This window comes from Bacillus sp. AP8, from assembly GCF_000321185.1.
GTDB lineage: Bacteria > Bacillota > Bacilli > Bacillales > DSM-1321 > Bacillus_AD > Bacillus_AD massilioanorexius.
The window spans coordinates 40710-62429 of record NZ_CAPG01000070.1 but is presented as its reverse complement, the minus strand read 5'-3'; the positions used below and the strand labels follow the sequence as shown (position 1 = coordinate 62429).

Here is a 21720-nt window from a genome sequence, read left to right as displayed (position 1 = left end):
TTTCATTATATTTGAATGAGATAAAAGGGGGATTTAAATGGAGTTAGGGGTAGTTGTCTCCATACTTGTGTATTTGGCAGGAATGCTTATTCTTGGATACGCAGCTTATAAAAAAACATCAAACCTCTCCGATTATATGCTAGGGGGACGGGGACTAGGGCCAGTAGTTACGGCTCTAAGTGCTGGGGCTTCTGATATGAGTGGTTGGTTGTTAATGGGTTTACCAGGTTCAATGTATCTCACTGGTTTAAGTGCAGGATGGATCGTGATAGGTCTAACAATTGGAGCTTATTTGAATTGGCTTTATGTAGCTCCACGACTTAGAACATATACAGAAATAGCTAGGAACTCTATTACCATTCCAGATTATTTTGAAAATCGTTTTAAGGATCAAACAAGAATTTTGAGAATTACTTCCGCTATCGTAATCATTATCTTTTTTACCTTTTATACATCATCAGGTATGGTAGCAGGTGGTGAACTATTCAAGACAGCCTTTGGAATCGATTATAAAATGGGAATTCTCTTAACAGCAGGTGTAGTTATTTTATATACGTTATTTGGAGGATTTTTAGCGGTTAGTTGGACAGATTCCGTGCAAGGTCTCATTATGTTTTTAGCACTTATCATCGTGCCAACTGTAACAATAGTGAATGTCGGTAGTCCAAGTACTACCTTTGACGTTATTCGAGATATTGATCCTACGTTATTACAAGCATTTCAAGGTACGACTGTAATTGGCATTGTTTCGTTATTAGCATGGGGTCTTGGTTATTTTGGACAGCCACATATTATTGTTCGTTTTATGGCTATCTCTAGTGTGAAGGAAATAAAAAAGGCAAGACGTGTAGGAATGATTTGGATGATTTTTTCTGTTGTTGGTGCTATGTTTACTGGATTAGTTGGAATTGCCTATTTTCATGTGACTGATCAAACACTTGCTAATTCAGAAACAGTATTCATTGTATTAGCAGAACAATTATTTCCATCACTTATAACAGGCTTCTTACTTGCTGCCATATTGGCTGCTGTAATGAGTACAATTTCTTCACAATTACTTGTAACATCTAGTGCACTCACTGAAGATATATATAAAGCATTTTTTAAGAGAAAAGCATCGGATAAAGAATTAGTATTTGTCGGAAGAATGGCGGTATTAGTCGTTTCCGTTATTGCTTTATTTTTAGCTCTAAATCCTAGCGATACGATATTAGAATTAGTAGGATATGCGTGGGCAGGATTCGGGGCAGCGTTTGGACCTGTTGTTCTCATCAGTCTTTACTGGAAACGTATGACTAAGTGGAGTGCCTTAGCTGGTATGATTGCTGGTACGGTAACAGTAATTGTATGGGAAAGCTTCGAATCGCTTTCGGCAGTATACGAAATTATACCGGGCTTCATTGCAGGAGCAGCAGCTATTATCCTTGTGAGCCTTGTTTCACCAAAGCCATCAGATGATATTATAGATGAATATAATGAGGCAGTGAGACAAACAAAAGAATAACTAGAATCGGACGGGGCTGTCCAAAAAGCGATTTCTAATCACTTTTTGGAGGTCCCTACGCTTTAAATGGGGGTCATTCTTTGAAAACACTTGAATTGTTAGTGTATGGTTACATTTCTTTAAAAAAGGTAATGTTACACATTTTAGATAGTGATCGACAACCATTTTAAGGTTTTTACCAACAATAGAGAAGAGAGCGTTCTAAAAAAACACTTATAGAACGTTCTCTTAAATTGTTTTAGGATTTATTGGACAGATTAGAGAATAATCATTGTAGGCAAGCTTGGGTCATAGCTAATAATCACGTTTTTAAGACATTTGTATGGGAGATGTAACCTTTCAGGTATATATGTTTGGTAAAACATCGTATCTGCTATTCTGGTCCTGCTTGATACAATTCGAAACATCCTTTTTCCTGAGATGAAGTCTTTAATATTTTCCAGCAGGACTATTGAGGTTTTCTTATAGACATTTGATGGACTTGATAATATATTAGAAAAAGTTGAAAATAGAACTATATATTTTAAAAGTGAGATTTAAGGAGAACAGTAAATGACAAACTCTTCATTTATAAAAGAATTACCGCCTTTTATTCAGCAGGCATGGGAAAAAGAAGGATTTCAAAAAGCGACAGATATTCAAGAAAAGACATTTCCTTTAATTATCAATGATTCAGATGTAATAGCGCAATCACCTACAGGGACAGGAAAAACTTTGGCATATTTATTACCGTTACTATCAAAAATCGATAGTGATGTAGCAAATGCTCAAGTTGTCATTTTAGCTTCCTCACGAGAGTTAGTTATGCAAATTTATGATGAAGTATTAAAGTGGACGATGAATAGTGGGATTCGAAGTGCTTCATTCATAGGGGGGGCCAATACAAAAAGGCAGCTTGAAAAATTAAAGAAAAAGCCGCAAATTATTGTAGGTACTCCTGGGAAAATTGAAGAATTACTGAACCAAAAGAAATTAAAAATGCATGAAGTAAAAACAATTGTCCTAGATGAAGGAGATACTTTAATTGTTCCTGAGCATTATGATACTGTAATGTCTATTATTAAAAGTACTATGAAAGATACACGTCAGTTACTATTATTTTCTGCAACTGTAACAAATGAGATTACAGAACAAATGAAACAAATCATGAAGACGCCAGAAATACTTACAGTGCAAAAGGATGAGAATTTTTCTGGAAAAGTAGATCATTTCTATTTTGTTTGTGAAAAACGCGATAAGGTATTTATTTTAGAAAAAATTGCTCGTCTACATGATATGAAGGCTTTGGTATTTATGAAGGATATAGGAGATATCGATTTCATTGCAACAAAGCTAAAATATAAGCAAATGGATATAGCTGTGTTACATGCTGAATCCACCAAAAGCGAAAGAGAAAAGGCTATTAAGGGATTCCGTAAAGGAATATATCCAATGATGTTGTCTACGGATGTATCAGCAAGAGGATTAGATATTAAAGGCTTAACTACAGTTGTTCACTTTGATTTACCTAGAACACTTGAGCAATATACACACCGTTCAGGGAGAACGGGTCGAGCAGGAAACAATGGAACAGTCATTAGTATTATCACTGCATCTGAAGAAAAAGAATTAAAGCAATTGGCTAAGAAGTTAAATATTACAGTTGAGAAAAAAGAGTTTTATCATGGTCGAATTGTTGATGAGCGCCAAGATTCGCACACTAAAAAGCCAAAAAATAAACCAGCCAAAAAGCCTATGAAAACATTTAAGAAAACTCCCAAAAAATAATTAAGCAAAACGGCAGTCAAAAGAGTAATAATTCCTTTGACTGCCGTTTTTTGTCGTTGTTCCTTCTTCCGTTTCAAAAGGTGAGAGGAAGGTATTATCAACAGTTACACTTGATTATTTTTAAGTAGTAGATGATCGGATATTTCCTGCGATTAAAGTTTTACTCCTTATCTAATTCATTTTTATGTTTTTATACATACACTAATATAGGCAGAAGAAATGCAAAGGGGTTATTTTATGATGAAAAAATTTAATAATTTCGAAACAGCAGTTATTCATTCTGGATATGAGCCTAGGGAGCATAGTGGGAGTCTTTCTGTACCTATATATCAAACCTCTACATTTATTTTTGATCAGGCAGAGATTGGAGAAAGACGCTTTGCTGGTGATGAGAGTGGATATATCTATTCACGATTAGGCAATCCAACTGTTGAAATATTAGAAAAGAAAATGGCTTTAATAGAGTCCGGTGAAGCGGCACTTGCTTTTGGATCAGGGATGGCAGCGGTATCTGCTGTTTTACTTTCATTGACAGAATCTGGTGATCATATCGTGTGCTCACAAGGAATCTATGGGTGTACTTTTGGATTACTTCATCTGATGAAAGAAAAATATCAAATCAATCATACATTTAGTTTTTTAGAGTCAGAAGAAGAAATTAGACGTGTTATACAGCCAACAACATCTTGCATATATATTGAAACGCCTATTAACCCAACGATGAAGATGATTGATTTAGAATTAGTTGTAAAAATTGCTAAAGAAAAAGGTATTTGCGTAGTAGTTGATAATACTTTTTCTACACCTTATTTACAAAGGCCATTAGAGCTTGGTTGTGACGTTGTTGTTCATAGTGCAACTAAATATATTGGAGGACATGGCGATGTCGTAGCTGGAATAGCAGTCGGCTCTATAGAGTTTATGGAAAAAGTTAAAAGAACAACTCAAAAGGATATCGGGGGAATCATGTCACCATTTGATGCTTGGTTGCTTATTCGTGGACTTAAAACCTTACCAGTTCGAATGGATCGCCATTGCAAAAATGCAGAAAAAATCTTTCGCTTGTTGAAAAAGCACCCAAAAGTAAAGGCAATTTATTATCCTGGTAATGAAGAGCATGAAGACTATTTCATTAAGCAGAAACAAATGAAGAAAAGTGGAGCAGTTATTTCTTTTGAGATTGAAGGAGGTAAAGAAGAGGCACAGCATTTTTTAAATTCACTTCAATTAATTAAGCTTGCGGTAAGTTTAGGGGATACGGAAACGTTAATACAGCATCCTGCAACTATGACTCATTCTGGCATTCCTCAACAAGAACGAGATCTCATGGGAATTAATGATCGATTGATTCGTTTATCTATTGGCCTTGAAGCATGGGAGGATATATGGAAAGATCTTAATCAAGCTTTAAAATCACTAGCATCCAATAAGTAAGTATGATTGTTTAGAATAAGCAGTGCAAAATGACTGTATTTACACTGCTTATTAATAGGTTAATCATCTCCAATATGATCGCTTTCTTTCTTTTATAAATGGCAGCAAGATAACAATAAGAAGAGCCAGAAAAAAGGAAAAATAGGCGATAAAAGTATGAGTTTGTAAATTACTTACTCCGATACCGATTAGGCTCCAGGAAATGACGAGCGGATAAGCCCAATCATTTTGATAAAGTCGAAACAATATGGTGATAACAGCAATCATAATCAGAATGATGAAAGACCATAAAGTCATTGATAATCCAAAGCCATTCCAACCTAAATATTTAACGTAGTATGCTATATTTACAAAGGTAGCTACTGTAATCCATCCTAAATAAATAGAGAATGGAAAGAGGTCTATGAAATCATGTTCTGCCTTGTGAATTCTTTGATACACAAATATTAAAGATAGAAGAAGGAGTAGCATGATAATGACGGATGCTAGAAATTGTTCATAATGCCATAAGAATATCCAGGCACAGTTTAATAAGTTGCTTATAATAAAATAAGGTGAAGTCGCACGGTAAAGTCTTAAATTTCTTCGATTAGAAGGGATCTGTCTAAACACCCAAATACCGACAAGAATGTATATAACTATCCAAATGGAGAAGGTAAATCCAGCTGGAGTCAGGATAACATCTAGTTTATTAGAAATTTCACCAGTTGTTTGATCATTTAAGGGTATGGTTTCTGCAAAGAAGTTTACAATAAGAACAAGAATGAACGTTACGATATTTAAATATAAAGTAAACATATTTCAGCTCCTTATCTTCTGTTTTACCTATTTATTCCACAATATGATATAAGATAATCATCCTTTTGGAGTCAGTCTTGCTATTTTTTTAACAAGATATTAAAATAAAGAATATACTAAATATTACTAATAAGGAGGTGTTGAGACTAATGGTACGTTCTGTAGAAATACGCATGCAATTTTTGGAGTTTCTCTATATTTGTTGTGCGATTTTTCATGGTGCATTTGTTCAAGGGAGAAGTCTGTCCTTTTTTAGAACAATTGCATATTAAACAGAACGTTAGTGTCTCTTCACCTACTATACACATAGCTTGATTTTCGAAGGGAGCTGAAAGGCTCTTTTTTGTGTACCCATTTTTACATTTGTCTTTTTTGAAGGCCATAGGTAGAGCGCTGTTATTGCTCTGCCTATGGCTTTTTTTAGTAGAAGGCTTCTTGCTGTTAATCTTCAACAAGAAATTGAATAGGAGGAAATTCGGGAGATTCTGGTGGGAGAAACGAAAGGATTGTGACCAAAGAGTCATTGATTGAATGACAATTTTAGAAGTGAATATGAATTTTTTGTTCAAAAGGCTGTTGTTGTACTGAAATAGGGTTAGTGACTAGCTTCATTATCAAGAGTTATAGAAAATCAAAAATAATTGACTAGTGAGCTATAAAGGAGAAATGATATATGATTGCTTGTGCTTTTCATTCTGTTAGTAAAATGTTTGCAGGAAATCCTGTTTATCATAAAATGTCGTTCGAAGTATATGAGAAGGATCGAATTGGTTTAGTAGGAACGAACGGAAGTGGTAAGACCACTATTTTAAAACTATTATCAGCAGTTGATACACCAGATGAAGGAACCATTTCTATTAAAAAAGGGGCAGTAATTGGATATTTATCTCAAATACCTCACTTTAATTTCGAATGGACTTGTAGAGACGTTTTAGAATCTGCTTTTGTAGAAATGAATGCAATAGAAGAGCGTTTGAACTATTTAGGAGAGCAAATGGCTAATGGATGTAATGATGAACAATTAAATAAATACATGCATGAATATGGTGCACTTCAAGATTCATTTTTAGAATTAGGAGGATATGAGAAAGGATCGAAAATAGACAGAGTTTGCAATGGATTAGCTTTACAAGAATTAATGTCCTTACCTTTTTCTCAAGTAAGTGGTGGAGAGAAAACAAAGGTTAGTTTAGCTTATATTCTTTTAAAGCAACCAGATATATTACTGCTTGATGAACCAACTAATCATTTAGATATTAGTGCTGTAGAATGGTTAGAAGAATATGTGAAAAATTATACTGGAACTGTCATTATTGTTTCTCATGATCGCTATTTCTTAGACCAAGTTGTAAACAAAATATTTGACTTAGAAGACGGTGAGTTGAATATTTATTATCAAAATTATTCTGGATTTGTTTTGGAAAAAGAGAAAAAATTAATGCTAGAATTTCAAGAATATCAAGAACAGCAAAAAAAGATTAAGAAAATGAAAGAGGCCATTAAACGGTTAAGAGAATGGGCGAATCGATCTAATCCTCCAAGTGAAGGATTGCATAAAAGGGCTACAAATATGCAAAGAGCTCTTGATCGTATGGTTAAAGTGAAGAAGCCTATTCTTGAGCGAAAAAAAATGAACTTACAATTTGAAGGAGAGAATCGAAGCGGTAAGGACGTTATTGTATTGAAGGATATTGCTAAAATATATAATGATGAATTTCTTTTTGATAGTATCAGTATGCTTCTTAAATATAAAGAAAGAGCTTGTATTGTTGGAAATAATGGTACAGGGAAAAGCACTTTGCTTAAAATCATTATGAAAGAGATTCAACCTGATGTAGGAGAGGTAAAAGTGGGGAGTAATGTGAAAATTGGTTATTTGTCACAGCACCATGTTTATCGTAATCCAGATATGACTCTTTTAGATGCATTTAGGGAAGAAGTAGCCGTATCAGAGGGAGAGGCGAGACATATTCTTGCAAAATTTTTATTTTATGGTCCTTCTGTTTTCAAAAAGGTAGGTGGTCTAAGCGGTGGAGAAAGAATGAGATTACGCTTAGCTCAATTAATGTACGCGGATCTTAACTTTTTAATATTAGATGAACCAACCAATCATTTAGATATAGATTCAAAAGAAGCATTGGAATCTGCATTGGAAGATTTTGAAGGGACAATACTTGCCGTTTCTCATGATCGATACTTTTTAGATAAATTATCTCAAAGAACCTTTTGGCTTAGAAATGGAACCATGCAATCTTTCGAAGGAGCCTATTCGTGGGCAAAAATGAAACTTTCCAAAAGTGAATGCTAGAAGAGAAGTTTTATTATAAAAGCTCAAGTTGACGAAGGAAAGTATCGACTTCGATACTGTCTTTTAAAATACCGTTAAAATAGAAATAGTAGCTTCGACATAATAGAGTGAACGGTTTATAATAAAGAAAACTTTTGTGATTCGGTATTTTCTAATTTTTTTGAGAGAATTTTTAGATATACGAAATGAATGTGAATAATGAAAAGTAAAGTATGCATAGGAGGTGTTCTTAAATGGATAAATACTTAACATCTGATTGTGATAAATGTTTTGGATTATGTTGTGTAGCTCTGCCATATGCTAAATCATCAGATTTTGCATTTGATAAAGATGGTGGAGATCCTTGTAGGAATTTAAATTCGGAATATCGATGTGTTATACATAATCAATTGAGAGAAAAAGGGTTTCGTGGATGTGTGTCTTATGAATGTTTTGGAGCTGGACAACATGTTTCACAAACTATTTATCAAGGAGTAGATTGGCGAAGAAATACTGATAAGACTAGTGAAATGTTTGCTGTATTTCCTATTGTTCAACAGTTGCATGAAATGATCTGCTATCTAAGTCAAGCGTTTGAATTACCAGAGACAAAAACTTTTCGAAAGGCTTTAAAAAACGCTTATGATAAAACAGTAGAAATGACAAATCGATCGCCTGAGGAAATATTACATTTAGATATACCAGGTCATCGTAATAATGTAAACGAGTTATTAGTCATGACTAGTGATTTAGTTCGAAAACAATTTGTTGAAAGAAATAAAAAAAGAAAAATAAAAAAAGGATTAGACTATTTAGGAGCAAATTTATACGGTGTCGATTTTAGAGGTGCAAGTTTACGAGGGACCTTATTGATTGCGGCTAATTTAAGTAATGCTGATTTACGAAAAGTTGATTTTATTGGTGCAGACTTAAGAGATACAGATTTGAGTAACGCTGATTTAACAGATGGCATCTTTTTGACACAATCACAAATCAACTCAGCTAAGGGAAATAAATATACGAAACTTCCTGAATATTTAACTCCTCCTAGTCACTGGTTGAAATAGTAAACTGTATACAAGGAGAAAATACAAAGCTACAGAAATGTAGTTTTTTTTATTCTTGCAAAGATAGAGACGTATCAGTCACTCTAGTTAAATGGAGATGTTTTGAAATAACCATGCAAAAAACGGATAAAAGAGATTTTCTAAGGAGAGTTGAAAATGTATATTGAAACAAAAAGATTAATCATAAGAAATTTTGAATCTGACGATTGGCAAGCAGTCTATACATACACTTCTAATCCAAGTGTGATGAAATTTATACCAGAAGGTGTATTATTTGAAAAAGATACTAAGAAATTCGTTACAGAACAATATAGGAGAAAAAGTTGAGAAATTCCCAGTTTTTTCAAAAGAAGAGAACATACTTATTGGACATATTGCTTTTTTTAAGTATTTTGGTAATCATACTTATGAGATTGGTTGGGTGTTTCATCCGGATTTTCACAATAAAGGATATGCTTCAGAAGCAGCGAGAGCTGTGTTGGAATACGCTTTTACCAAAATGAAGATCCATAGAATTATAGCTACTTGTCAGCCTGAAAATATATCTTCTTTTCGCGTTATGGAGAAAATTGGGATGAGGAGAGAGGGTAACGGAAATGATTGGTGGGATGAGTATTACTATGCGATTTTAAAAGATGAATGGGGAGAGGGTAAAAGAATTTGAAGAAGATGTTTGCTTTTATCGTGCTATCTATAATTAAGTTCACTTGTGGTTATGTAACAAGTGAAATGACATCGGAAGAGGTTACGAGAGAAATTCGATTAGGTGTTAAAAAACAAGAACAAGAAGATCGAATAGATTTTAAGCGGTCTATAACAGATCAACAAGATCAATACATAGTAGATAATTTTACGATGGTGTTATTAAATAGTAAAGCAATTTCAAAAGCAAATGTCGATAAAGATAATCCAAATGTTTATATTGAAATGAATAGCCCGAAACAAAGTACTCAATTGGCTGATTTAATACTGGAAATGGCGCTATAATAGGTACTCGAGCGGATGAGAGTTGGGATAATATTGATTACAAAAGTATAAATCAAGAGGCTGCCGATTTTATTAAAAAGCAGTTAGTTGAGATAGATTAAGAGAAGCTATATCGAATAATATGCACAAATAAAAGCTTGTAAAGAACAAGAAATCTTCTTTACAAGCTTGTTTTATTTATACAAAATTATTTGGTTAATCCAATTTTATTAAAAGGATAGTAACGAAGTTCTACTACCCCAATAACAGAATCAGCATCGATAGGGCCAAATATTCGGCTATCTTTACTTACTCGTCTGTTATCACCAAGGACAAATAATTGATCCTTTGGAACGTATTCATCAAAATCTCCAGTTAAATGCTCACCTATAGGAAGCATTCTTTTAATTTGTTTTAAGTAAGGTTCTTTATACTTCTTCCCATTAATAATTAATTGATCATTATGCATGACCACGTGATCTCCAGGTAAACCAATTACTCGTTTAATATAGTCTTCGTCTGAATCTGGGGCATGAAAAGTAATAATATCGAATCTTTTTGGTGTACTTAATTTGCTTGTCATCACTCTATCACTTGTTTTGTATGTAGGTTCCATCGATTCTCCCAATACTTCTTTTGGGGCAAAGATAAAATATCTACAAGCAAAGACGAGAACAATAGAAAATAGAATGGGCTTTACCCAAGAAAGCAATTCTTGTTTCATTTTTGACTTCATTATTTAGCCCCCCCTGTTTGAATTATACGAAAAGTATATCATATCCATTTATTCTAAAGTAGGAATAACGGATGAATCTTGTTTAGCTACTGTTATATAAATACTATTAAAGATCGATGCTTCTTTATTGGAAAATGAATCATTTGGAAGAGCCTTGCAATCTTTCCTACAATATTTTCATATTACGGCTTCAAATGGAGATAATGTGTTAAATGATGATAGCAAAAAGACCTCTTGCAAATAACGGTAGCACGTCTTTCATAGAAATATGAAAACGTATCAAAATCAAGAGGTCTATATGTGTAGCATTGTTAACGTAGTTTTGGCATATCATGTTAATCTAAATTTAGTATCTGGCGAATATCCTCTTCAGATAAGGAAGAGAGATTTTTATCGTTATCAATAATTTCCTCAATGAGATGTCTTTTTTTCTCCTGTAGTTCATTCATCTTCTCTTCTATTGTTCCACGAGCTACCAGTTTAATCACTTGTACATCGTTCTTTTGACCAAGACGATGGGCACGATCAGTGGCTTGCTCCTCGACCGCTGGATTCCACCATAAATCGTATAATATAACAGTATCAGCACCGGTTAGATTCAAACCCGTCCCCCCTGCTTTTAAGGAAATGAGAAAGAAATCATGCTCACCTTTATTAAAACGGGTACACATTTCTACACGTTCTTCAGGTAATGTTTGCCCATCAAGATAGAAATAGGTCAACCCTCTTACAGCTAGCTCCTGTTTAATCATTTTCAGCATTTTTGTAAATTGAGAGAATATTAATACCCTTCGTCCAGATTGTATGGATTCCTCCACAATGTGTAAAAACTGTGTGAATTTAGAAGAATTACCTTCATACCCATCTACAAATAAAGCGGGATGACAACATATTTGTCTCAAACGAGTCAAACCAGCTAGAATTCGAATTTTATTTTTTCTAAATGTATCACGATCTAAATGTTTTAAGGTGTCATGTCGAAGCTTGGCTAAATAAGCAGCGTATAGTTTTTTCTGTTCGGGTAGCAAATCTACCATTTCAATAGATTCGAATTTTTTAGGAAGTGTATGAATGACATCTTCCTTTAATCTTCGCAGCATGAACGGACGCAGTCGATTGTTTATATTTTTTCTAGTAAGTTTGCTAAACTCCTTCAAACTCATGAATAATTCCGGAAATACAACATGAAAAATCGACCAAAGTTCCTCAAGTGAATTCTCCATTGGCGTTCCAGTCAGAGCAAAAGAATGATCGGCATTAATTAACTTCACAGCTTTTGCAGTCTGTGTAATTGGATTTTTAAAGGCTTGTGCCTCATCAAAAAAGACGGTATGGAACATTTGTTTCTTAAACCAAATTATATCTTGACGCAGTAATGGGTACGAGGTAATCAACACATCTATTTCCGAATATTGTTGTTGGATTTTTTGTCTTTCAGTTTTCGTACCATCTAAGACTATCGCTTCAATTTCAGGAGCGAACTTCATTAATTCACTTAACCAATTATAGATAAGTGAAGACGGGCAAACGATGAGAGCCGGTTTTCTTTGCTTTCTGATTTCAGGTTGCTCACTAACAAGATAAGAGATAGCTTGCAATGATTTTCCGAGTCCCATATCATCCGCTAGAATACCTCCAAACCCATATTCTTTCAACGTTTTCAACCACTTGAAACCTTGAATTTGGTAGGGATATAGGATAGATTTCAAGTAAGGTGGGACTTCAATATCACTTTTGTCCGGATGTTGTATTTGGTCCAAAAATTTTTGAAAAGAGGTTTCAAATTGGAAGATACCGTTTTCTTCTAAGAGATGCTGTAGTCCTTGGACGACGGGCATTTCCCAATCCTCTTCTTGTGTTGGAACAGTATTTAAAAATCGTCTGATTTCATCGTATTCTCTGGATTCTAAAGACAATAAGGCGCCTTTTTTCAACCTGTAGTATTTCCGTTTCTCTTCTAAAGATTGTAAAACATTTTTCACTTCTGCATCCGGAATCCCATCTAGTTCAAATTTAAACTCCAGCCAATTGGTACGTTCTTTTTTCATCCTGACCGATATGCGAGGTCGGGTATGTCCTTTGAAAATTCGATTTCTAATGGCTGTGGTGGCGTATACTTTAGTAAGGCGCTGAAGTTTCGGCAATGTATGATGCAAAAAGTCATATTCTAACTCTTCATCTTGTAGAAAATATCCTCCTTCTGTTTTGGTAAACCCACTTTCGTCCAACAATTCAAGGATGTTAGCCTCTCTATTTTCATCCCTGATTAATAGTACCCCTAAATGGGGTTCCATTTTAAAAGGATCAATAATAATATCACCATATTGAAACTCTATTCCAGCTAGCAAACGATTCTTAATCCGATCCAGATATAAGTTTGCTAAGAGCTTTGTTTTAGTTAATGATGCTTGGAGTTTCTCAGGAATGATTACATTTCCTAATTTTTTTAGGCCTGGCACAACATTTTCTAAGAAGAGCTCTAATTGGCTATTAGATACAGGAATGATATTTGATTTAGTTGCCTCAATCATTTGTTGTAGATCATACAGTCGTTTACTATCTTCGTCGGTCAAGCAGTACAATTTCCCGTCCATAAGGGCGGTTCTATAATCCTTCATTAAAGTCAATGTATCTAGTCCTTGTATCTGACATTGAAATCCTTTACTCGCTTCAGTAAAAAGGAATTTGAGAGGTAATTTTTCATCAGACTGTTCTATCCTCTCGTAAATGGTCTCATTTTCTCGAAGTTTAGCGTTCTGCGATTGGACAAGTAAAGCAAGCAAATCGGACCAAACGGAAGGGCTGATTAGTATAATTGAGTCAATCTCCGATTTTGGTTCAAAATGGCGGTTATTATCTTCGACAATTTGTATTAAATATTGCAATATTCTATCTTGTTCTGAAGAAAAGTAATAAAGGTTCGGATCATAGATATATGATAAAGAAATTTTGTATGGCTTATTCTCATGTACGGCTTTCAAGAATTTCCGGATATTTAGTATAGGAATATTACCGATGCTTAATTCAATACTAGGAATTTTGTTATTTTCATCGATTAAGAATGGCTCACATATGACATTTAACTCAAGTTGTTGTCTGTTTTCAAAATGCTTTTGCTCATGACTTGAGCGGATAGGTTGTCTAGAGAATATTCTTAACAAGTCATTAGCCATTTCTGGTTCCATTTTAGTGAGTACTTTATTTTCTCTGCTCTGTAATCGATCTTGAATGGCGAATAATACAGCTGCAACATGTTGACATTCCAATTTAAAAGATGATAGTTTTGGACAACTACATGAAGCAATTATATGGTTACTTTCTTCTATTTTAATATGGACATGGAAATCTTCCTTCCCTTTTACTATTGCTTCATAGCAAGGAGGACCAAATAGTAGGAAGTTCACTTTGTCAGCTCGGTAAAATGCTTCTCCTCGTTTGAAGGAGATGGTTCCGCATATTTCTTTTATTTTTTGCTGATTGAGTTTCATGGATTTCTCCTTCCAAAGAGATGTTGTTCATAGACTGTATTGTATCATACCACTTAGAAGAGATATCATCCAAACCACCTTAGTGGGATATTGATATGTACTACTTTTTCTCGTTATTGTCGTTTGTTACAACAACAATCTTAAACAGACAAAAAACCATTCTCATCAAGAGAATGGGTTGGAATAATAATTGGTTTGATTGTAAGTGTTGTACAGATAAAAGAGATATCGTTCAAATGATATAGAGCTTTCATTATGATGTATAACCACATGACTCATTTTATACGCTCTATCATTTCGTGGTAACTTTGCCAATTTCGCAAGTGTTTTAAAAGATAGTCTTATAGCTGAATTCATTAGATAGGATGATTGCATGCTCCCTGGCTTTCTTGTGCTATTTAAAGCTTCAATCATTTGTTCGGCGGTTGCTATCTCTGCTCCGTGACCAAAATACGTACCATCTTCTAGTACGACAGCATTTTCTCCACGCCACCAAGGAGTTTCTGGATTATAGTCAGGATTATTAAAATAGACTACGTCTCCAGGTAAAAAATAATCTGTTGTAATATTTCGTATACCAAGATCAGAATCAGAATGCCAGCTATATAAATAGAGGTTTGAAAAATGTTGATTAAATAGATTTTCACCTATGCTGTTTAAAACAGCATGATAATAAATAATGACTATGGCTGTAGCACATTCAAACGCATATAATGGGCTGTTATTGTAAATGTCTTGAATAGCTTCAGAAGGTGTTACACCACGCCGTAATTGAAATCCTCCGTTACTCGTTACATGCCAATACCGAGAATTTGCACGAGACTTTTCAAAGCTTTCGAATTCAGCTTGACTTTGCTTCATGGCTCTTGCACTTTCTATAATATTTTTCCTCAAAGTTACTTCAAACATTAATTCATTGATGGATGAATACGAATGGACAGACGAATCTGTTATCATTCTTTGGATGATTACATTTTCAATATAGCCGATTCCCAACATGCCATTTGGATGGAAAGGCATTCCTGAGACTTGTAACATCCTCTCCCTCATTTCTTGTGTAGTGTTGTTGGTGCTATTACCAAATGTATTTTATATTTCATTTTATTATGTATACAAAAACAAGACTTTGAAGGAAAGGGTATAACTTTATACTTTATTCATAGTTAATCCAAGTAACGAAATGAACGAATTCGTTTTGAAGTAAATAATCGAAAAAATACAATGATAAATAAGATTCCTATAAAGAGTGCTAAGATGACTTCCTTTAATGCTGTATGAAAAAGTAAAGTGGATATGATTATGAATAATTGAGCGCTTAGTAACATGATTAATACATTCAAAAAAGAAGACTTGAAATCCAATTCGGAAATGGGGTAGTGAATGATAATATCGTTCAAGGCTATTTGTAAAGGTAGCAATTGATAACCTGTTATAAATAGGACAAGGATTATAGCAATCCATTGATAACATGGTAAGGCAAAAATAAGGATAGATGAAATCAGCGTTAATCTTAGGTATAAATAAAAGAACGTATTATATGTAATAAATAAAAGAGCAAGTAAATATCGAAAGAAAGAAGAATGCTGATAAGGAATAGCTAGTTTCACTATCGATGTAAGCCATTTTCTTTGCTTAAATGAATAAGCAAGATGTGGAACATCTACGTATATATTAATGAATTTATAAATTTGTAATACAACTTTTTCTTCTTGTTCCTTCCAATTGATATGAAGCTATTATAATGGAATTATAAATCATTTTACAACGAAGTCAGAAAATAAAGCTCTCGTATCTCTTCTTTTACATTTACATTCAAAGTCGTTACAATCATAGAATATAGTCAATATAATTTCCCATCGTAATAATAAAATGTAGATTGCTAGACAATTATTACTATGCTGAAATGTCCTATTTTCTGTCATAATAGAAGGTGTTATTATTTCTATTTTTTGAGCTGGGATTGTAGAAGGTATAGGAGGAGCCAGATTAACGAATAATGAAAAAGATATGATTCAGGGGAGTATTACTAAAAAAGTGCAAAATTATTGGATATTGTTATACGATTGTGACTGCCTTTAGTGAGGAAAGGAATGTTTCTAGCAACATGAAGTTTTGAAAGTGTAAAGCCTAAAATTATAGGAGTACGATGCTTATTGCAAGAAGTGTAATAAGAAAGGTGGATTTTACAATGAAAACGGAGCAAGAAATAAGAAGAGAAATCGAGAATACTAAAATAACAATCAATTATTATCATGGTGCATATAATAGTGGAAAAATATCAATAGGCACTTTAAAAGGTAAAGTAAATGGCTGTGAATCAACTATACAAACATTATTGTGGGTTTTAGATGAGGTCTAATTCATAAGATTATTTATAACTTTAGAATATAAAAGGAGCTATAAAAATGCTCCTTTTTCTTATGAAGAAATATTTTATTTTCAAACATATAAGTCTTAGTATATTGGGTCAGGTACTTTGAAAAGTAACATATACGTTCTAATAAAATGATTAGAGTTAAAGTATTTAATATAATGTTCCAAGCTTTATGATGGTCATTGTTACTGAAAAAAGCCGTAAAAAACCCAATTGTAGACTCCAAAAAAGTAATGGAAGAGAAAAAAAGAGATAATATTGGGAAAGTAATGGGTAAATTGGTAACGGCTAAGTTTAGCAACACAGAGAAAATAATTAGTGCTACTAAACTTATCAAAAAGCAAGAAAAAGAAAGTTAGAGTGTCTTCCAAAATATATCGAAGGAATTTGATAGAATGATAAAAAAGATGTGAATAAAATTAGCTTCATAAGGTCGATTGGAAAGTAAGGCGAGAATTCTATGGAAGCATTCAGGAGCAGCATTCGACCTTTAAGTATGTAAAACAGCGATATAAAAAGATTAGCTTGCTTGTGTGACTACTGCTAATAGCTAAAAATCCATTTCGGAGGAATTAGGATGTTCATACATAAAATAATGATGATTTATCTTTAAAAATTATTGAGTTAAATGATGCAAAAAGCTTACTTAAACTAATAAATCGTTCAAGGGATTATTTGAGAGAATGGCTCCCTTGGTTGGATCTTACTAGAAATCTTGAGGATGTGATGGAATTTGTAAAAAAGTGTCAAATAGATTATGCAAAAAATAAAAGTCTAAATACAGTCATTGTATTTAAAGGAAATATTGCTGGGGTAGCAGGTTTTAATCAAATAAATTGGTCGAATAAGACGGCACAAATTGGTTATTGGATTGGAGAAGAATTTCAAGGAAACGGAATAGTGACAAAAGTAACGAAATCATTAATCAATTATGCTTTTAATCATTTAAAACTAAATAAGGTTGAAATTAGAGTTGCCTTTGAGAATATGCGGAGCCAATCTATCCCTGAAAGATTAGGTTTTGTAAATGAAGGCTGTATTAGGCAAGCGGAATGGCTCTATGATTGTTATGTAGACCACGTAGTTTATGGAATATTATCGGATGAATGGAATCAAAACAGTTAGATGGTTCATTATTGAATAATGCAATACGCGTAATATGAGTTTTCTTAATAGATTCTTCATAATTTAGTAAACTTGTTCTTAAGATTTGCCTGATAAAGTAGGATTCTAAAGAGATTTATTACTACTTTTAGAGGTGATTAAAGTGGGAAAAACAATTTATGTAAATAGTTTATTAGTGTTGTTTATATTTGTTATTTGCTTTACATTAATATTTTTTAAACTTAACTAATCATGAACGTTATGACACTATAGAGTCTATATGACCATGAATTATTGGGAAATTAGTAATAGAATAAGAAATGTAAGGGGACGATTCTTTATGTTAAGGAATCGCTTTTTTTTTGTTTCGAAGTGTAATAAACAGTATAGAATTTATAGATAGCTTTGTTAAAAAATAAGTTTCATTCTAGATTAAGAGTTAATAAAACAGGAGTAGTAGCGCTTTGACAGGTGGAGAGTGCACAATTGATGTAGTATTTGGGCCAAGTGGCGAGAGGTATATAGTGGATTTGAGTATCTTACCACCTAAGGGTCAACCTTTATCAAAAACAGATGTTATTTGGCGTGTTTTAAAAAAATAATATGAAGTCGATTAAAGAAAACAACGCTTAATTCAACCCACAGCCAGCTATACAATAAGGGAAAAAACGCAAGTAGCAAAAATAATTGTATACTTGCAGTTGGATGAATAGAAGGACCTAATAGCGGGAATTGAAAAATAATGAAGACAAGAAGAATTCCAGCAAGTAATGAAAGAGCCCCAGTAATAATAAGACTAAACCGTCGTTCCCACACATGGAAGGCGAAACCAATTCCTATTCCTAACAATCCAGTGGTAAACGGAAAGATAATTAGTTCACTAGGTTGAATTATTAGGAGGAGAAATATTGTTACTATGTAGCTTAAAAAACCAAACCGAATAGATAATACGGAGCTAATCAAAATGGGTGCTGTTGCAAAAGGACTAATAAGCAACCCGATAACAGGTAATAATCCACCTGCTGATTGGAAAAAAGCTGCTAGTGACGCTAATAAAGCAATGAGTGAAATTTGTTTTGATAAGGTAGTATCTTTTTTGAAAGTCTCCGAAATAGCATTTGCTTGTTTTGTAACAGGCTTAAGTAAAAACATAAAAATCTCCTTTTAATTTAAGATGTAAATGATATGGTATGAACTTGTGTTTCTTTATGAATAGAAAACGTTTTACCATTCGATTAACTTAAAAAGGGGCTGTCTGAAAAGTGATATTTATCACTTTTCAGAGGCCCCTACGTTTTATGTGATTACCATTTTTATCGTTTGCTATCGTGTATTTTTACTTTCTAAAAAAGCTGATGTTACACGTTTTGGCCTATGCATCGCTTTATTCTATTCTTTGGTTGGGATAAGGACAGTATGAAACTTACATAAAATATAAGAGGTTGCCATCGAATTATTTTCTTTTTGGACATTCTCTTTTCATAAGTAGAAAATACTATTGCTGTTCACTCATTTTCTTGGCATTTAAACGCTCTTCTAAAATTTGAATCATATAAAGAAAATGTCCAGCTTCTCGTAAAACATGATCGGCCAGAAGAGGATTAATTACACTCTTGATTTGGCAAGATTGTATAAGTTCTAAACCGGCTTTTTTGAAACTTTGAAGTTCTGTAGTAGCGTTTTCACTGTCTTTATTCATTTTTCCAATGATAGGATATGTAGGCTGCTTTCGATATAGCATGGATTCAACATCTCTTGCTTGATTTAAAAGCGTTTCAAAGTCATCTCCAAATTTAAGAGCTGTTTTTACTAAGTTTCTTTCAGATTGATCAAGCAATGATCCAATAAATCTTGAATGTTCCATCATGATTCTTAACCAAAAAACATTTTCATTAATGATGGCATCTTGAATTGGTTCTAAAATTCCTTGATTAAATTTTTTTAGAGTTCGCATAAAATATTCTGCTTCACGAGCAATATGATCCACAAGTAAAGGGAAATTAAAGCCACTAACTTTGCAATTAATGATAAGAATGAGAAGGTTTCGTTTAAAATTACGGAAACCATATACTAATTCTATGCTTTCTTCATTTAATTTTCTAACTAGTTCAACATTGTTGGGAACTTGATAAGCTTTTTTTTCTTGTTGTTCAAAGTAATGATAAAAGCGAACGGTTTGTTGAATGAGGTTGATATCTTTGTGATTAAAGCCCTCACTTAAGAATAAAGCGTGCTCCTTCATAATCCTTAGCCAAAATTTATTTTCTGTAAGGGAACGTTCGACAAATAATTGTTCAGTTAGTGATTCCGGTTTCGCAGCAAATGACTCTGGGGGAAGTAGCATTTGATTATATTGTTCTTCCGTTATGTGCCCAGGGATGTTATTCTGCATTACTTTCCTCCTTTATTGTGTATATATTACAATCTTATTCCTTTAAGGTTTAATTGATACCTAACAGTGTATAAATTTTTAAAATTGTACTCTGTTTTATAAGAAAGTGAGTAGTTATGTTTTCTTGGTAAGTTATTTTTCAAATAGTGCGTATCACCGGATATGTGTATAATAACCATTTTTCTGAAAATGGTTATTATAAATTAGTAGTGGCTTATTTTTTTTGTCTAACGCAACTTTTTTACAAGTAACCTACATATATATAAATAGGCAAAAAGGTTGCTGTAGACCCACCCATACTTGAATTGTTATCATATTTAAGTACTGAAATTTGGGGGGCAAAAAGATGGAAACAGAAAAATATAACAATCTCAAATTAGGTGAACGCGGAGCAATTATTAGTATCATTGCCTATATTGTTCTTTCCATTTTAAAATTAGTTATTGGTTATATGAGTAATTCAGAAGCCTTAAAAGCGGATGGTTTAAATAATACTACAGATATTATTGCCTCTATTGCAGTTCTTATTGGACTAAAGTTGTCACAAATTCCACCAGACAAAGATCATCGTTACGGTCATTGGAAAAGTGAAACGATAGCTTCTATGGTTGCTTCTTTTATTATGGTAGCAGTCGGAATACAAGTCTTAACAGGTGCAGTTACTTCGATTTTTGAAGGTGGAAAAGAAACACCTGATATTCTTGCAGCTTATGTTGGTTTATTTTCTGCATTAGTTATGTATTTCGTATATTTATATAACAAAAGACTAGCTCAAAAAATCAATAGTAAAGCGGTAATGGCAGCTGCCAAAGATAATCTTTCAGACGCGTGGGTTAGTATTGGAGCTGCAGTCGGTATATTAGGTGCTCAATTACATATGCCTTGGTTAGATACTGTAACAGCTATAATTGTAGGTTTACTAATTTGTAAAACAGCATGGGATATTTTTAAACAAGCATCTCATGAGCTTTCAGATGGTTTTGATGAAAATATTCTTCAAGAATATCAAGATATTATTCGAAAGTTAGACGGGGTTAAAGGGATTAAAGAAATAAGAGGAAGAAATTACGGTAATAATGAAGTAATAGATGTCGTTATCCTTGTTAATTCTACGTTAGATATAACTGAAGCTCATAATATAGCAACTCGTGTGGAAAATATTATGATTAAAGAACACGGAGTATACGAAGTACATGTTCATGTAGAGCCCAATTAAGAGGGTTTTTGAAAATTATAAGTATAAGAATCAAAAAGCGATTTTTTCAAAAATCGCTTTTTCTTATGTGAGAAAAAAATAAGCTTAATGAATGAAATCTGTTTGTTTTTCATGTATTCACCACTTGGTTAAATATGGTAAATTATTATGTAGAAAACAGCCTATTTTTAAGAAAATATCTATAGAATGCCAATTTATGAAGGAGAAAAATACTTTGAAAAGAATAAGAGAAGCCAAAGAAGTGGATATGGAAGTAGTTTATATGATGGGCTATGATGTATGGGGAGAAAATATATCTTCTCAAGATTATATTGCTATGTGCAATGAATCTAGTAAGTACAAAAGAGGAATATGGTATGCTTTGGAAGAAAGTAATACTAAGAATTTGTTATGTTCGTTAATAGTATATAAGTTAAATCCTTCAGAAAATATGATTGTTCGAGGAATTGGTTCGATAGCGACTCCTAAACCCTTAAGAAATCGAGGATATGCCAGCTTTTTAATTAAAGAAGTCATAAACCAATTAGAGAGAAATGATCAATGTGATCTTATTTTTTTTGTATAGCGATATTGGTACAGACTTTTAC

Annotated in this window: 19 protein-coding genes and 1 pseudogene; 13 read left to right on the top strand and 7 right to left on the bottom strand. The window is 33.2% G+C overall.

Translation table 11 applies throughout. The features are described from left to right. Positions 1 to 37 precede the first annotated feature (37 nt). The 3 genes from putP to megL all read left to right on the top strand — a co-directional run bounded on the left by putP (position 38) and on the right by megL (position 4705). On the top strand, positions 38 to 1504 hold the full coding sequence (putP, locus tag BN349_RS16855; RefSeq protein WP_019243508.1) for a sodium/proline symporter PutP: 1467 nt from the start codon (positions 38 to 40) through the stop codon (positions 1502 to 1504). 552 nt (positions 1505 to 2056) lie between these two features. After that, entirely contained in the window at positions 2057 to 3271 is a 1215-nt protein-coding gene (locus tag BN349_RS16845; RefSeq protein WP_019243506.1) for a DEAD/DEAH box helicase, read from the top strand. Between the two features lie 237 nt (positions 3272 to 3508). Next, positions 3509 to 4705, top strand: a complete 1197-nt coding sequence (gene megL, locus BN349_RS16840; RefSeq protein ID WP_019243505.1) for a methionine gamma-lyase — start codon at positions 3509 to 3511, stop codon at positions 4703 to 4705. A 63-nt stretch (positions 4706 to 4768) separates the two neighbouring features. Here the strand turns inward: megL and BN349_RS16835 are convergent, their stop codons facing one another. After that, positions 4769 to 5503, bottom strand: a complete 735-nt coding sequence (locus tag BN349_RS16835) for a tryptophan-rich sensory protein (protein ID WP_019243504.1) — start codon at positions 5501 to 5503, stop codon at positions 4769 to 4771. A gap of 149 nt (positions 5504 to 5652) precedes the next feature. Between BN349_RS16835 and BN349_RS26960 the strand changes: the two genes are divergently transcribed. The 5 genes and pseudogenes from BN349_RS26960 (at position 5653) to BN349_RS16810 (ending at position 9844) form a co-directional block, all read left to right on the top strand. Beyond that, positions 5653 to 5775: an RAxF-45 family protein gene (locus tag BN349_RS26960; RefSeq protein WP_019243503.1), complete on the top strand. Its 123-nt coding sequence runs from the start codon at positions 5653 to 5655 to the stop codon at positions 5773 to 5775. A gap of 401 nt (positions 5776 to 6176) precedes the next feature. Beyond that, positions 6177 to 7811, top strand: a complete 1635-nt coding sequence (abc-f, locus tag BN349_RS24185) for a ribosomal protection-like ABC-F family protein (RefSeq protein ID WP_019243502.1) — start codon at positions 6177 to 6179, stop codon at positions 7809 to 7811. Positions 7812 to 8044: 233 nt separating this feature from the next. Next, positions 8045 to 8857 (top strand): pentapeptide repeat-containing protein, encoded by an 813-nt coding sequence (locus tag BN349_RS16820; RefSeq protein WP_019243501.1) that lies wholly within the window; start codon positions 8045 to 8047, stop codon positions 8855 to 8857. Between the two features lie 156 nt (positions 8858 to 9013). Beyond that, positions 9014 to 9521 (top strand): annotated as a pseudogene (locus BN349_RS24180) (GNAT family N-acetyltransferase). Then, complete coding sequence (locus BN349_RS16810) at positions 9518 to 9844, top strand: hypothetical protein (protein ID WP_019243500.1); 327 nt, start codon at positions 9518 to 9520, stop codon at positions 9842 to 9844. Before BN349_RS24180 ends, BN349_RS16810 begins: the two are co-directional and overlap by 4 nt. 187 nt (positions 9845 to 10031) lie before the next feature. Here BN349_RS16810 and lepB read toward each other — a convergent pair whose 3' ends face one another. From lepB to BN349_RS26955, 4 genes are all read right to left on the bottom strand, one after another. Beyond that, a complete protein-coding gene (gene lepB / locus BN349_RS16805; RefSeq protein ID WP_019243499.1) occupies positions 10032 to 10559 on the bottom strand; it encodes a signal peptidase I in 528 nt (175 codons plus the stop codon). A 335-nt stretch (positions 10560 to 10894) separates the two neighbouring features. Continuing rightward, on the bottom strand, positions 10895 to 14047 hold the full coding sequence (locus BN349_RS16800; RefSeq protein WP_019243498.1) for a DEAD/DEAH box helicase: 3153 nt from the start codon (positions 14045 to 14047) through the stop codon (positions 10895 to 10897). A 165-nt stretch (positions 14048 to 14212) separates the two neighbouring features. Beyond that, entirely contained in the window at positions 14213 to 15085 is an 873-nt protein-coding gene (locus BN349_RS16795; RefSeq protein WP_019243497.1) for a protein-glutamine gamma-glutamyltransferase, read from the bottom strand. Between the two features lie 125 nt (positions 15086 to 15210). Further along, positions 15211 to 15774: an ABC transporter permease gene (locus BN349_RS26955; RefSeq protein WP_081591275.1), complete on the bottom strand. Its 564-nt coding sequence runs from the start codon at positions 15772 to 15774 to the stop codon at positions 15211 to 15213. Positions 15775 to 16235: 461 nt separating this feature from the next. Between BN349_RS26955 and BN349_RS25945 the strand changes: the two genes are divergently transcribed. The 3 genes from BN349_RS25945 (at position 16236) to BN349_RS24175 (ending at position 17546) form a co-directional block, all read left to right on the top strand. Further along, positions 16236 to 16406, top strand: coding sequence for a hypothetical protein (locus tag BN349_RS25945; RefSeq protein WP_019243496.1), 171 nt, complete (start codon positions 16236 to 16238; stop codon positions 16404 to 16406). Between the two features lie 197 nt (positions 16407 to 16603). Further along, positions 16604 to 16780: a hypothetical protein gene (locus BN349_RS25940; protein ID WP_019243495.1), complete on the top strand. Its 177-nt coding sequence runs from the start codon at positions 16604 to 16606 to the stop codon at positions 16778 to 16780. A 256-nt stretch (positions 16781 to 17036) separates the two neighbouring features. Continuing rightward, positions 17037 to 17546, top strand: a complete 510-nt coding sequence (locus BN349_RS24175) for a GNAT family N-acetyltransferase (protein ID WP_081591274.1) — start codon at positions 17037 to 17039, stop codon at positions 17544 to 17546. A 555-nt stretch (positions 17547 to 18101) separates the two neighbouring features. On the opposite strand, the gene BN349_RS16770 is transcribed toward BN349_RS24175, so the two are convergent. Both BN349_RS16770 and BN349_RS16765 read right to left on the bottom strand, forming a co-directional pair. Continuing rightward, on the bottom strand, positions 18102 to 18677 hold the full coding sequence (locus tag BN349_RS16770; protein WP_019243492.1) for a hypothetical protein: 576 nt from the start codon (positions 18675 to 18677) through the stop codon (positions 18102 to 18104). A 343-nt stretch (positions 18678 to 19020) separates the two neighbouring features. Continuing rightward, entirely contained in the window at positions 19021 to 19917 is an 897-nt protein-coding gene (locus BN349_RS16765; RefSeq protein ID WP_019243491.1) for a DUF2935 domain-containing protein, read from the bottom strand. Between the two features lie 346 nt (positions 19918 to 20263). Between BN349_RS16765 and BN349_RS16760 the strand changes: the two genes are divergently transcribed. Together BN349_RS16760 and BN349_RS24170 are read left to right on the top strand one after the other, a co-directional pair. After that, on the top strand, positions 20264 to 21133 hold the full coding sequence (locus tag BN349_RS16760) for a cation diffusion facilitator family transporter (RefSeq protein WP_019243490.1): 870 nt from the start codon (positions 20264 to 20266) through the stop codon (positions 21131 to 21133). 214 nt (positions 21134 to 21347) lie between these two features. After that, positions 21348 to 21698 carry an N-acetyltransferase gene (locus BN349_RS24170; protein WP_019243489.1) on the top strand — a complete coding sequence of 117 codons (351 nt, stop codon included), beginning with the start codon at positions 21348 to 21350 and terminating at the stop codon, positions 21696 to 21698. Positions 21699 to 21720 lie beyond the last annotated feature (22 nt).